This window comes from Microcella sp., from assembly GCF_046296455.1.
Lineage (GTDB): Bacteria > Actinomycetota > Actinomycetes > Actinomycetales > Microbacteriaceae > Microcella.
Genome location: NZ_JBKBLF010000014.1, coordinates 47,916 through 60,013, shown reverse-complemented (window position 1 = coordinate 60,013; position 12,098 = coordinate 47,916). Strand labels below are relative to the sequence as shown.

13 protein-coding genes are annotated in these 12,098 nt (G+C 70.9%); 8 read left to right on the top strand and 5 right to left on the bottom strand.

What is annotated here, in order from left to right; translation table 11 throughout:
- Positions 1-7: 7 nt before the first annotated feature.
- On the top strand, positions 8-352 hold the full coding sequence (locus tag ACK4HH_RS08890; RefSeq protein WP_409650863.1) for a hypothetical protein: 345 nt from the start codon (positions 8-10) through the stop codon (positions 350-352).
- Here ACK4HH_RS08890 and ACK4HH_RS08885 read toward each other — a convergent pair.
- A complete protein-coding gene (locus ACK4HH_RS08885) occupies positions 349-1,779 on the bottom strand; it encodes a phytoene desaturase family protein (protein ID WP_409650861.1) in 1,431 nt (476 codons plus the stop codon). The genes ACK4HH_RS08890 and ACK4HH_RS08885 overlap by 4 nt on opposite strands.
- Before the next feature lie 74 nt (positions 1,780-1,853).
- On the opposite strand from ACK4HH_RS08885, the gene ACK4HH_RS08880 reads away from it, so the two are divergent.
- Positions 1,854-4,226, top strand: coding sequence for an ATP-binding cassette domain-containing protein (locus ACK4HH_RS08880; RefSeq protein ID WP_409650859.1), 2,373 nt, complete (start codon positions 1,854-1,856; stop codon positions 4,224-4,226).
- 60 nt (positions 4,227-4,286) lie between these two features.
- Entirely contained in the window at positions 4,287-4,475 is a 189-nt protein-coding gene (locus ACK4HH_RS08875) for a hypothetical protein (protein WP_409650857.1), read from the top strand.
- A gap of 20 nt (positions 4,476-4,495) precedes the next feature.
- Here ACK4HH_RS08875 and ACK4HH_RS08870 read toward each other — a convergent pair whose 3' ends face one another.
- Both ACK4HH_RS08870 and ACK4HH_RS08865 read right to left on the bottom strand, forming a co-directional pair.
- Entirely contained in the window at positions 4,496-5,056 is a 561-nt protein-coding gene (locus ACK4HH_RS08870; RefSeq protein ID WP_409650855.1) for a hypothetical protein, read from the bottom strand.
- A gap of 10 nt (positions 5,057-5,066) precedes the next feature.
- The gene (locus ACK4HH_RS08865) at positions 5,067-5,366 is read right to left on the bottom strand and encodes a Dabb family protein (protein ID WP_409650853.1); all 300 of its coding nucleotides are present in this window, start codon (positions 5,364-5,366) and stop codon (positions 5,067-5,069) included.
- A gap of 51 nt (positions 5,367-5,417) precedes the next feature.
- Here ACK4HH_RS08865 and ACK4HH_RS08860 point away from each other — a divergent pair, with 51 nt between their 5' ends.
- The 4 genes from ACK4HH_RS08860 to sufU all read left to right on the top strand — a co-directional run bounded on the left by ACK4HH_RS08860 (position 5,418) and on the right by sufU (position 9,091).
- Entirely contained in the window at positions 5,418-6,413 is a 996-nt protein-coding gene (locus tag ACK4HH_RS08860; RefSeq protein ID WP_409650851.1) for a DUF389 domain-containing protein, read from the top strand.
- Complete coding sequence (locus ACK4HH_RS08855; RefSeq protein ID WP_409650849.1) at positions 6,410-7,135, top strand: aspartate/glutamate racemase family protein; 726 nt, start codon at positions 6,410-6,412, stop codon at positions 7,133-7,135. Before ACK4HH_RS08860 ends, ACK4HH_RS08855 begins: the two co-directional genes overlap by 4 nt.
- Positions 7,136-7,328: 193 nt before the next feature.
- Complete coding sequence (locus ACK4HH_RS08850) at positions 7,329-8,633, top strand: SufS family cysteine desulfurase (protein WP_409650847.1); 1,305 nt, start codon at positions 7,329-7,331, stop codon at positions 8,631-8,633.
- Positions 8,630-9,091, top strand: coding sequence for a Fe-S cluster assembly sulfur transfer protein SufU (sufU, locus tag ACK4HH_RS08845; protein ID WP_409650845.1), 462 nt, complete (start codon positions 8,630-8,632; stop codon positions 9,089-9,091). Before ACK4HH_RS08850 ends, sufU begins: the two co-directional genes overlap by 4 nt.
- 79 nt (positions 9,092-9,170) lie before the next feature.
- Here sufU and ACK4HH_RS08840 read toward each other — a convergent pair whose 3' ends face one another.
- Positions 9,171-9,605, bottom strand: a complete 435-nt coding sequence (locus tag ACK4HH_RS08840) for a nitroreductase family deazaflavin-dependent oxidoreductase (RefSeq protein WP_409650843.1) — start codon at positions 9,603-9,605, stop codon at positions 9,171-9,173.
- Positions 9,606-9,741: 136 nt separating this feature from the next.
- On the opposite strand from ACK4HH_RS08840, the gene ACK4HH_RS08835 reads away from it, so the two are divergent.
- Positions 9,742-10,077, top strand: coding sequence for a hypothetical protein (locus ACK4HH_RS08835; RefSeq protein WP_409650841.1), 336 nt, complete (start codon positions 9,742-9,744; stop codon positions 10,075-10,077).
- 6 nt (positions 10,078-10,083) lie between these two features.
- Here ACK4HH_RS08835 and ACK4HH_RS08830 read toward each other — a convergent pair whose 3' ends face one another.
- Positions 10,084-11,997 (bottom strand): BglG family transcription antiterminator, encoded by a 1,914-nt coding sequence (locus tag ACK4HH_RS08830; protein ID WP_409650839.1) that lies wholly within the window; start codon positions 11,995-11,997, stop codon positions 10,084-10,086.
- Positions 11,998-12,098 lie beyond the last annotated feature (101 nt).

Sequence of the window (12,098 nt, the reverse complement as noted above, 5' to 3'; positions counted from 1 at the left end):
AGTGCTCATGACCTACACGTCGACCTTCATCTTCGCGCTCCGAGAGCTCGACGAACGCTTCCACGCGCTCAACACCGAGATCGCCGAGCGCGCGCGCGCGATCCCTGGCTTCCTCGGCGAAGAGGCGTGGCACGACGACGCGACCGGGCTGCACTCCGAGGTCTACTACTGGGCGAGCGAGGATGCCCTGCGCGAGCTGGTTGGAATGGACACGCACGGCATCGCCAAGGGGCTCCGCGACAACTGGATCGCCGAGTACCGAGTCGTCATCGCCGAGGTGCGTGGGGTCTACGGCCACCCGACCCTCGGGCTCACCCACATCCCTGCCGGTGCACCCGCGCCGAGCGCCTAGCCGAGCCGCGCGAGCGCCGTCCCCGCGGCGTTCCAGCCGCCCATGCCGTGCACGCCGCCACCGGGCAGCGTCGACGATGAGCAGAGGAAGAGCCCCGGAACCGGGGTGGCCCACGGCGTGAGCGAGAGCGACGGCCGAGCCGCGAGCTGCCGCAGGTCGGTCGCCCCGCCGCCGATGTCACCGCCGACGAGATTGGCGTTCCCCGCTTCGAGGGCGGCGGGGCCCATGACGTGCCGGCCGAGCACGCGCTCGCGGAACCCGGGGGCGACGCGCTCGAGCTGCGCCTCGAGGGCGGGCAGGGCATCCACGGTGCTGCCGTTCGGCACGCGGCAGTAGGCCCACAGCGTGTGCTTGCCCGCGGGCGCGCGCGAGGGGTCGGCGACCGTCGCCTGCACGGCGAGCACCCAGGGGTCGTCGACGTGCCGACCGCGGGCGGCCTCGCGCTCGGTGCGGGCGACCTGCTCGGCCGAGCCGATGTGCACGGTGCCGGCGCCAGCGAGCGCGGGGTCGGCCCACGGCACGGGGCCGTCGAGCGCCCAGTGCGCCGCGAACACCCCGGCGCCGTAGCGCCAGCGGCCGAGCCGACGGGCGTAGCGCGCGGGCAGCTCATCGCCCGCGATCGCGCGCACCTGCCGCGGCGTGAGGTCGAGCACGACGACGCGCGCGCTCGGCAGCTCGGCGAGCGACGTGACGCGGTGGCCTGTGCGCAGCTCGCCGCCGAGCGCTCGCAAGCGCGCGACGAGTGCGTCGGCGACCGACTGCGAGCCGCCGCGGGCGACGGGCCAGCCGACCCCGTGCGCGAGGCCGCCGAGCATGAGGCCGATGCCCGTCGTGAGCGGCTGCCCGAGCGGCACGGCCGCGTGGGCGGCGAGGCCCGCGAACAGCGCGCGCGCCGGCTCGTCGCGAAAGACGGTGCGCCCGACGAGCGACGCCGGCCACAGCCCCCGCGCCCCGAAGCCGAGCAGCGCGCCCGCATCGTGCGGCGGCAGCCGGGTGGAGTCGAGCACCGAGGCCGCGAGGCCCGGCCAGTTCGCCGAGAGGCGTGCGAGCATCCCGCGCCAGGCGCGCCCGTCGCGGCCGAGACCGTCGGCCGTCGCGTCGATCGAGCGGTGCAGCAGCGCCGAGCGGCCCGCGTCGATCGCGTGACCCAGGGGCGTGGGTGGATGCACGAGCTCGAGACCCACGGCCTGCAGGTCGAGCGCCCGCATCGCCGGCGAGGCGAGCCCGAGCGCGTGCACGGTCGCGCCGAGGTCGTGCACGAACCCGGGCAGCGTCACCTCGGCGCTGCGCAGCCCGCCGCCGGGGTGCTCGGCCGCCTCGAGCACGAGCACCCGCAGGCCCGCCTCGGCGAGCCGCACGGCGGCGACGAGCCCGTTCGGCCCCGCGCCGACGACGACGGCGTCGACGTCGGGGGCCAGAGAGGTCACGGGTTGATCCTGCCCCATGCACCTGCGCGCGAGCACCCTCGCGCGGTGTCGCTTCGAGCCACCAGACTGTGCTCATGACGAGCACGCAGCACCCTGCCGACCAGCACCCCGCCGACCGCCACGACATCATCCGCGTCGAGGGTGCGAACGAGAACAATCTCAAGAACGTCAGCGTCGACCTGCCGAAGCGGCGGCTGACCGTGTTCACGGGGGTGAGCGGCTCGGGCAAATCGAGCCTGGTCTTCGGCACGATCGCCGCTGAGTCGCAGCGCATGATCAACGAGACCTACAGCTCGTTCGTGCAGGGCTTCATGCCGAGCCTCGCTCGGCCCGACGTCGACAGTCTCGACGGCCTGACGACGGCGATCATCGTCGATCAAGAGCGAATGGGCGCCAACTCGCGATCGACGGTCGGCACGGCCACCGATGCCAACGCGATGCTGCGCATCCTCTTCTCGCGACTGGGTCAGCCCTACGTCGGCTCGCCCAACGCCTTCTCGTTCAACATCCCGTCGAGCCAGACGTCGGGCACGCGCACGACGAGCACGGGCACGACGACCGTGGTCGAGAACGAGACCTACCTCGGCGGCATGTGCCCGCGATGCGAGGGCATGGGGCGAGTCAACGACATCGACCTCTCGCAGCTCTTCGACGACTCCAAGTCGCTGCTCGACGGCGCGCTGACGATCCCCGGCTACACGGTCGATGGGTGGATGGTGCGCATCTTCACGGCCTCGGGGTTCTTCGACCCGGCGAAGCCCATTCGCGACTTCACTGAAGCGGAGCGCAACGACTTCCTCTACAAAGACCCGGTGAAGGTCAAGATCGACTCGATCAACATGACCTACGAGGGCCTCGTGCCCAAGATCCAGAAGTCGATGCTGTCGAAAGACGTGGATGCGCTGCAACCGCACATTCGCGCCTTCGTCGAGCGCGCGGTCACGTTCACGCTGTGCCCCGAGTGCGGCGGCACGCGGCTCAACGCGGGTGCGCGGTCATCGAAGATCAACGGGATCAGCATCGCCGATGCCTGCGCCATGCAGATCAGCGACCTCGCCGAGTGGGCGGCCGCGATCGTCGATCCCTCCGTCGCACCGCTCATGGCCAACCTGCGGCGCCTGCTCGACTCGTTCGTCACGATCGGTCTCGGCTACCTCTCGCTCGACCGGCCCTCGGGCACGCTCTCGGGCGGCGAGGCGCAGCGTACCAAGATGATCCGGCACCTCGGCTCGTCGCTCACCGACGTCACCTACGTCTTCGACGAGCCGACGGTGGGGCTGCACCCGCACGACATCCAGCGCATGAACGAGCTGCTGCTGCAGCTGCGCGACAAGGGCAACACGGTGCTCGTCGTCGAGCACAAGCCCGAGGCCATCGCGATCGCCGACCACATCGTCGACCTCGGCCCGGGCGCGGGAACCGCCGGCGGCGAGATCGTGTTCGAGGGCACCCTCGAGGGGCTTCGGGCGAGCGGCACCCTCACGGGCCGGCATCTCGATGACCGCGCGCACCTGAAGAGCGCGGTGCGAGCATCCACCGGGGCTCTGGGGGTGCGTGGCGCCACGTCGCACAATCTGCAGAACGTTGATGTGGATGTTCCGCTCGGGGTGCTCGTGGTCGTCACAGGCGTCGCGGGCTCGGGCAAGAGCTCGCTCATTCACGGCTCGGTGGCGACGCGAGAGGGCGTCGTTGCGATCGACCAGGGCGCCATCCGCGGGTCGCGGCGCAGCAACCCCGCCACCTACACGGGCCTGCTCGACCCGATCCGCACCGCCTTCGCCAAGGCCAACGGGGTGAAGCCCGCGCTCTTCAGCGCCAACTCCGAGGGAGCGTGCCCCGCGTGCAACGGCAACGGGCTCATCTTCACCGACCTTGGGCCCATGGCCACCGTCTCGACGGTGTGCGAAGAGTGCGAGGGTCGTCGCTTTCAGGCGAGCGTGCTCGAGTACCGGCTGGGCGGCAAGAACATCAGCGAAGTGCTCACGATGCCCGTGTCGGAGGCCGAGCGGTTCTTCGCCGCGGGTGACGCGAAACTGCCAGCCGCGCACGCCATCCTCGATCGACTGGTGGATGTCGGGCTCGGCTACCTGACGCTCGGCCAGCCGCTCACGACCCTGTCGGGCGGCGAGCGGCAGCGCCTCAAGCTCGCGACGCAGATGGGCGACAAGGGCTGGATCTACGTGCTCGACGAGCCGACCACGGGCCTGCACCTCGCCGATGTCGAGAACCTGCTCGGGCTGCTCGACCGCCTCGTCGACAGCGGCAAGTCGGTCATCGTCATCGAGCACCACCAGGCCGTCATGGCCCACGCCGACTGGATCATCGACCTCGGGCCCGGGGCCGGCCACGACGGGGGCCGCATCGTGTTCGAGGGCACGCCCGCCGACCTCGTCGCGGCCCGCTCGACGCTCACGGGCCAGCACCTCGCCGAGTACGTCGGGGGTTAACCCCCTCGTCGCGCGCCCCCGCGACCCCCTAGCCTGGGGGCGACCATTCAGGAGGATCACATGGCAGGCAAGGCAGTGCAGCAGGGTGCGACGTGGGGCTTCGCGGGCCTGCTCGCCTACATCGGCGCGGCGATCTACTTCATCGGCCAGAGCGACGGCAGTTTCGGGGGCGTCATCGTGGGGCTGCTACAGGCCATCGTGTGGCCGGCCTACGCCGTCTACGGCGGGCTGAGCGCGCTCGGCGTGTAGCGCTCGGCGGTCGGGCAGGCTCAGTGCGCGAAGAGCACCTTGAGCACGACGATGCCCGCGCACGCGAGGGCGAGCACGAGCCCGCCCGAGAGCGTGCGCCAAGTGGGCGTGCGACCGCTCAGCCGCTCGACGAGGAACCCGATGAGGGCGAGCCGGCTGACGACCCACAGCGCAGCGAGCAGCTGCGCGAGCTCGGAGGTCAGGAGGGCCGTGTCGCCCAGGATCAGGATGGCGACGGGCACGAGGCCCGAGAAGAGGATGGGCAGGGCATCCACCAGTTCGTGCCGCACGTGGGGGCGGTGGGCGCCGCGCTCGCGACCCAGCTGCTGGCCGACGTTGTGCGCGATGACGTGCGCGAGGTAGGTCGTCAGGGTCGTGACGCCCACGATGAGGGTCGCGTCGCCCGAGTCGATCGAGCTGCCCGTGGCGACAGCGATCGCCGCGAGGGTCAAGATGTTGCCGTACACGTAGGCCGCGAGCCGCAGCCGCAGGCGCTCGGTCGTGAGGTGCTCGCCCGGTCGCGCGATCATCCAGGCGGGCATGCGCGGCGTCGGCGCCGCGACCTGCTCGTCGGCGGTCATCGTGCGCGCGCTAGACCGAGTAGTCGACGACCGCGCGGTCGGTGACGACCGTGCCGATCCAGGCCGCCGCCTCCTTGTGCGCGGGGTGCGCCTGGTAGGCCTCGAGCGCGGCGTTGTCGTCGTGCTCCGAGACGAGCGCGACATCCCAGTGGCCCTCGACGAGACCGAGGTCGCGGTCGACGCGAATGCTCTGGATGCCCGCGATCTGCGTCTCGAGCGCTTCGAGCCGTTCGGCGATGCCGTGGGCGTCGTCGCGGCGCTGGGCGTCGTCGGTGGCGGCCAGGCGGAACAGCACGATGTGGCGGATCATGCTCTCACTATAGGGATGGTCGTCCGGACGCGCGGGGGCTAGATTCGCGCCATGGAGTCGAGATTCGCCACCCCCGTCGACATGCGCGCGTCGGTGTTCTTCGACGGCCCCGAGGCGCCCGCGCGCTACTCGCGGTTCTGGATGCTGCTGGTGCTGTCGTCGATCATCGCCTCGGCGGGCGTCGTGGCCGATTCGACGGCCGCCGTCATCGGCGCGATGATCGTCGCCCCGCTGCTCGGGCCCATCCAGGGGACCATGCTGGCGACGGTGCTCGGCGATCGCGCGAACCTTCTCCGCTCGCTGCTGCTCGTCGTCGCGGGGGCCGCGGTCGCCGTCGCGATCGGCTATGCCATCGGCCTCACGGTCGCCGGCGACGTCGTGGCGGCGACGAACACGCAGGTCGCGGGGCGCGTGAGCCCGCGGCTCATCGACCTGCTCGCGGCTTTAGGTACCGGAGTGGTCGGGTCGGTCGCCCTCGTGCGCCGCGACATCTCCGACACCCTGCCCGGCGTCGCGATCGCGATCTCGCTCGTGCCGCCGCTCACGGTCGTCGGGCTCACGCTCGAGTCGGGCGCGGTCGGCGAAGCCTTCGGCGCGCTGCTGCTGTTCGTCACGAACGTCGTGGCGATCATCGCGACGGGCATCGTCGTCATGTCGTTCTACGGGGTGAACAAGCTCGCGGCCGTGGGGGCCGAGGCGGCGGCGGCCGGCGGGTCGAGGGCGGCGAGCCTGCGCAAGCCCGTCGTGCTGCTCATCTCGATGCTCATCATCATCGGCATCCCGCTCTCGCTCACGAGCATCGAGATCGGCGCCAAGTCGATCATCGAGCGCGTCGTCGTCGACGAGGTCGAGGCGTGGAGCGCCGATGCCGGCTGGCGGGTGCAGTCGATCGACTACAGCACCGTCGAGCTCACGATCCACCTCGAGGGCCCCCTGCCCGTGCCCGACACCGAGGCGCTCGAAGCGGCGCTCGAGGCCCGCGGCGTCGATCCGGAGGCCGTCACGATCGTGCTGATCCCCGTCTACGAGGTCGAGCTCGGCTCGTGACCCCGCACGTGATGCGCCGCATCGGGCTGCTCGGCGGCATGAGCTGGCAGAGCTCTGTGCTCTATTACTCGCTCATCAACGAGGGCATCGCCGAGCGGCTCGGGGGAGTGCACTCGGCCGACCTCGTGATGGTCTCTGTCGACTTCGCCGAGGTAGAGCAGTTGCAGTCCGCCGGCGACTGGTATCGGGCCGGAGAGCTGCTGGCGCGCGAGGCGCGAGCGCTCGAAGCGGCGGGCGCGGAGCTGATCGTGCTGTGCACGAACACCATGCACATCGTCGCGCCGGCGATCGAGGCCGCGGTGAGCATCCCGCTGCTGCACCTGGCTGACGTGACGGCCCGGGCGATCGGGGCCGCCGGTCTGGTGCGGGTCGGATTGCTCGGCACGCGTTTCACGATGCAGCAGGCGTTCTATCGCGAGCGCGTCGAGTCGCACGACATCGAGGTTCTCGTGCCCGACCTCGACGACCAGGCCGTCGTGCATCGCGTGATCTACGACGAGCTCGTCCGCGGCGTCGTGAGCGACGATTCGCGCGTGGAGTATCAGCAGATCATCCAACGACTCGTCGACCGGGGAGCGCAGGGTGTCGTGCTTGGGTGCACCGAGATCGAGCTACTGATCGGCGAACATCACGTCACCGTGCCGCTGTTCGCAACCACACGACTTCACGCGCGCGCGGCAGTCGACTGGGCGTTGGGCGACAATTCTCCGCACTCCCGCTAGGCCCGCTGCGCGCCGGATCGTGATGTCCGTCGGCAGGCTTCCAGAAACGCGGACTAAGGCGAATACGTGTCACGATATTCCGCATTTCTGGAAGCCTGGCGGGGGTGCCCACCGGAACAGGCCTCGGTCGGCGTCCTGCACAACGGCGTTCCGCGCACAGCGGGCAACGACCTGAACGGCCTACCCTGGGGGAGTGACTGCCGCGCCTCTGACCCCTGACGAGATCGAGGCGATCCGCGCGCAGTTCCCGATCCTCGCGCGGCAGGTGAACGGGCATCCGTTGGCCTACCTCGACTCGGCCGCGACGGCCCAGAAGCCGCTGCGCGTCATCGAGGCCGAGAGCGCCTTCTACCGCGAGTCCAACGCGGCCGTGCATCGCGGAGCCCACACGCTCGCGGGCGAGGCGACCGAGTTGTACGAGGATGCCCGGCGCACGATCGCCGGCTTCCTCGCCGTCGACGAGAACGAGGTCGTCTTCACGAGCCACGCGACCGAGGCGCTCAACCTCGTCGCCTACGCCCTCGGCACCGCGAGCCTCGGCCACGGCGCGGGTGCGAGATCGGCGGCCGCCCCCTACGGACTGCACGCGGGCGACGAGATCGTCGTAACCGAGCTCGAGCACCACGCCAACCTCATCCCGTGGCAAGAGCTCACGGCGCGCACGGGCGCGACTCTGCGGTACATCCCGGTGCTCGACGACGGCGCCCTCGACCTCGACGCGGCCGCGAGCATCATCGGCGCGCGCACGCGCGTGCTCGCACTCACGCACGTCTCGAACGTCACGGGCGCGATCACGCCGCTCGAGCAGCTCGTGCCGCTCGCCCGGGCCGTCGGCGCGCTCGTCGTGCTCGACGCCTGCCAGTCGGCCCCGCACACGACCCTGCACCCGCGCGAGCTCGACGTCGACATCGCCGTGTTCAGCGGGCACAAGCTCTACGGCCCCACCGGCATCGGCGTGCTCTACGGCCGCGCCGCGCTGCTCGACGCCCTGCCGCCGTTCCTCTACGGCGGCTCGATGATCACGACCGTCACGATGGAGCGCGCCGAGTACCTGCCCGCGCCGCAGCGCTTCGAACCCGGAACGCCGCGCATCGCGCAGGCCATCGGGCTCGCCGAGGCAGTGCGCTTCGTCACCGAGCTCGGCCTCGACCGCATCGCGGCGACCGAGCACGCCCTCACCGAGCGGATGCTCGCGGGGCTCGCGCGCATCCCGAACATTCGCGTTCTCGGCGGCGCGGACGCCTCCGCGCGCGTCGGCCTCGCGAGCATCGTCGTCGACGACGTGCACGCGCACGACGCCGGTCAGGTGCTCGACGAGGCCGGCATCGCCGCGCGCGTCGGCCACCACTGCGCCCAACCGTTGCACCGCCGCCTCGGGGCGACGGCGAGCCTGCGGCTGAGCCTCGGTGTGCACTCGACGGCCGCCGAGGTCGATCGGGCGCTCGAAGCCGTGGCGAGCATCCGCCCGTTCTTCGGGTTCACGGAAGGAGCCTCGTGAGCGGTCTCGAGCAGCTGTACCAGCAGATCATCATCGACCATTCGAAGCACCCGCACGGCGTCGGCCTCGCCGAGGGCGAGGAAACGAGCCACCAGCGCAATCCCGTGTGCGGCGACGAGATCACACTCGCGCTGCGGTGGGATACCGCGGGCGAGCGCGTCGAGTCGGTCGCGTGGGAGGGGTCGGGATGCTCGATCTCGCAGGCGAGCGCCTCGCTGCTCGCGACCCTCGCCGAGGAGTCGGTCGACGAGGGGTCGCCCTGGCCCCCGGAAGAGCTCACTGCTCTCATCGACGAGTTCCGAGAGGCGCTGCGGTCGCGCGGTGCGACGCCGCTCGACGAGGAGCGCTTCGGCGGCGCGGCCGCGCTCAGCGGCGTCTCGAAGTACGTCGCGCGCGTCAAGTGCGCGATGCTCGCCTGGGTCGCCGCGGAGGACCTGTTGCAGCGCCGCGCCTCTTAGCCGCAGATCTGGGGCAAACGGGCGCTACGGCGGGCGTCTTCCGCCGTTTTGCGGCCAATCTGTGTCACCCCGCGGGGGGCTAGACCCGCTCGAGCACCCAGAGCGGGATCACCCGCTCGGTCTTCAGCTGGTAATTAGCGTAGTCGGGCCAGACCGCGCACGCGCGATCCCACCACAAAGCGCGATCCTCGCCCTCGAGCAGTCGGGCGCGGTAGTCGTGCTTCTCGGCCATGTCCTGCAGCTCGCACAGGGGATGCGCGCGGAGGTTGTGGTGCCACACGGGGTTCTCGGGCGCACCGCCCTTCGAGGCGACCACCGCGTAGTCGCCGTCGTGCTCGACGCGCATGAGAGCCGTCTTGCGCAGCATCCCCGTCTTCGCGCCCAGCGTCGTGAGCACGATGATGGGGCGCCCGCGCAGGTCGTTGCCCTCGGCGCCGTTCGTGCGCTCGTAGAGCTCGGCCTGCTCGCGGGCCCAGGCAGACGTGCTCGGTGCGTACTCTCCGGTCAGCGGCATGACTCGAGCGTATCCGGGCCGCGCTTGGCGTGTCGCGTTCGCGCGGCGTAGTGTCGGCGCTCGAACGTATGTTCGACTGATCCCCGTCAGACCAGCGCCGGGCCGGAGCGCGCGCGACCCTGAATGCGAGACTGCCGTGCCGGCCCGTGCCCGTGACAATCGTGCTCACACGTTTTCGACCCCCGATCCCGCCGACCCGATCGCGATCGTGTGGGCCGACCCCGACGGCCGCCCGATGCGGCTCGTCTGGGCCGGGGCCCGCTGGCGCGTCACCGATCGGCCGACCGTCATCACCGAGCCCGTCTCGTGGTGGCGCCGCCTCGACGTGGATGCTCAGGCCCTCGCCGTCGCACCCCGCACCTGCACCGGCTGGCGCTTTCAGGCCACGGCCGACGATGGCCGCAGCTGCGTGCTCGACGTGCGCGACGAGGGCGACCCGGCGCGCTGGTTCGTCGTCAAGGTCTACGAGTAGCGCGCCTCAGCCGCGTTCGAGCAGCTGCGCGAGCCGCGCGATGAAGGCATCGAAGTCGGTGGCGTCGCGCACGAGCTCCGCCACGTCGCGGCGGGCCGCGAAGACGTCGACGAACTGGTCGAACAGGGGCTGGAACCGCGCACGACCCTCGGCGCTGAACGCGATGAAGGCGATGACCGAGACGCGGGCATCCCCCCAGGCGATCGGGGTGGGCGAGAGCGCGAGGGCGATGGCCGTGCGCTCGGCCGCGAGGCCCATGGCGTGCGGCACTGCGAGGGTCTCGGTGAAGGCCGTCGACGACATGCGCTCGCGTTCGAGCGCGGCGGAGACGTAGGCGTCGTCGACGACCCCCGCCTCGACGAGCGCGGCGCCGAGGCCGCGGATGATCGACTCGGGGTCGTCGCCCGGGGGTGGGGTGAAGAACAGGGCCGGGTCGAAGTACTCGAGCAGCTCGTCGGTGATGCGGGCGCGTCGGCGCTGGCGGCGCACGCGCGAGACCGCTGCGCGGATCGCGTCGATGTCGTCGTCGGTGAGGAAGGGCTGCACGACGACGACGCCGTCGCGCAGGGCGACGGTGGGGATCGTCGAGATGACCAGATCGCTCGTGAGCTCGCGCGGGTCGACGTCGGTGCGCGTGACGACGAACTCGACGCTCAGCTCGCTGCCGAGCTCGCGCTCGACGCGCGTGCGCAGAATGGCGTGCAGGTCGTAGTAGCTCGGGCACACGATCGTGCACGAGACCCGCTCTTCGCGCCGCGACACCCGCTCGAGGTGCGAGCCGAGGTGCAGGGCGATGTACGAGATCTCGTCGTCGTCGACCGTGATGCCCCGCTCTTTCTGCACGATCGAGGCGATGTACACGGCGATGTCGAAGATGAGCGGGTACGAGCTCTTGATCGAGCGGGTCAGCGGGTTGCGGGTGTGCGCGTTCTCGCGTGCGCGCGCCACGAGGTTGCCCAGGTGGATCGCGAGGCGCGTGATGAAGGCCTCGTCGCGAAAGTCGACGACGTATTCCTGCAGCACGAGCTCGACGATGCGCCGCACGGTAGCGACGTCGTCGCCATCGACGACCGTCTCGCCCGCGGGCCCGTTGCCCGGCGCGATCACGCGCGTGATGAGCAGGCGGGCGAGGTAGTCGGTATCGGCAGCGGTCAGCTCGACGTCGAACTGCTCGCGCGTGAGGTGATCGAGTATCTCGACGATGGGCCGGTGCCGCTCGGGCACCGTCGTGGCCTCGGCGTCGGGCAGGTGCTGGTCGCGGCGCGCGCGGTCGACCGCGATGGCCACGTGCAGAATGACGGCGTCGATGCCGTACTCGTTGATGAAGAAGCCCGCGGCGTCGAGCGCCTCGATGAGCTCGGTCTTGAAGGCGCCGAGGCCGGTGAGCGCGAACTCGGTCTCGATCTGCTCGAGGTCGAGCATGCCCTGCGTGCTCTCGCTCTGCACGAGCGCGCTCAGCAGGCGGCGGCGCGCGCCCTCGCTGCCGGTCAGCCGCACGGTGCTGCCGCGCCGCTCGAGCGTGGCGCCGGCCTCGTCGATGAGGGCCTTCGCCTTGCGCAGGTCGGCCTCGATCGTCGACTCGCTCACGAAGAGGCTGTCGGCGAGACCGTGCACGTCGATGCCCTGCTGCGACTCGGTGAGGCGGCGTATCAGGTGGTGCACGCGGTCTTGCGGCGTCTCGGCGGCCGAGCCCCGCTCGCGGCTGTCGGCGAGGAACTCGGCGTACTGCTCGCGGTTGAGGCGGTAGCCGGCGGTCGACGCGGTGACGATGGCTCGGGGATGCGCGGCCGACTTCGCGGCCGCGACGTAGCTGCGCACCGAGCGCGTCGTGACGCCCAGGTGCTCGGCCAGCTCGGTCGCCGTGACCCAGTCGTCCGTCTGGAACAGCAGTTCCAGCATCCGCTCGTATTTGTCGGCCATGTCGAGTGTCACTGTAGACGAGGGGGTCGCCAACCGTTCTTCCGCGACGGCGGAAGGAAGTCTGGTGGAAGGCGGCGGGCTGCTCGCCGAGAGTAGAGCCA

What these genes read in the sequence shown, in the direction of transcription:
- ACK4HH_RS08890 (WP_409650863.1), top strand. Translation starts at nt 8, where the DNA reads ATGACCTACACGTCGACCTTCATCTTCGCGCTCCGAGAGCTCGACGAA.
- ACK4HH_RS08880 (WP_409650859.1), top strand. Translation starts at nt 1,854, where the DNA reads ATGACGAGCACGCAGCACCCTGCCGACCAGCACCCCGCCGACCGCCAC.
- ACK4HH_RS08875 (WP_409650857.1), top strand. Translation starts at nt 4,287, where the DNA reads ATGGCAGGCAAGGCAGTGCAGCAGGGTGCGACGTGGGGCTTCGCGGGC.
- ACK4HH_RS08870 (WP_409650855.1), bottom strand. Translation starts at nt 5,056, where the DNA reads ATGACCGCCGACGAGCAGGTCGCGGCGCCGACGCCGCGCATGCCCGCC.
- ACK4HH_RS08865 (WP_409650853.1), bottom strand. Translation starts at nt 5,366, where the DNA reads ATGATCCGCCACATCGTGCTGTTCCGCCTGGCCGCCACCGACGACGCC.
- ACK4HH_RS08860 (WP_409650851.1), top strand. Translation starts at nt 5,418, where the DNA reads ATGGAGTCGAGATTCGCCACCCCCGTCGACATGCGCGCGTCGGTGTTC.
- ACK4HH_RS08840 (WP_409650843.1), bottom strand. Translation starts at nt 9,605, where the DNA reads ATGCCGCTGACCGGAGAGTACGCACCGAGCACGTCTGCCTGGGCCCGC.
- ACK4HH_RS08830 (WP_409650839.1), bottom strand. Translation starts at nt 11,997, where the DNA reads ATGGCCGACAAATACGAGCGGATGCTGGAACTGCTGTTCCAGACGGAC.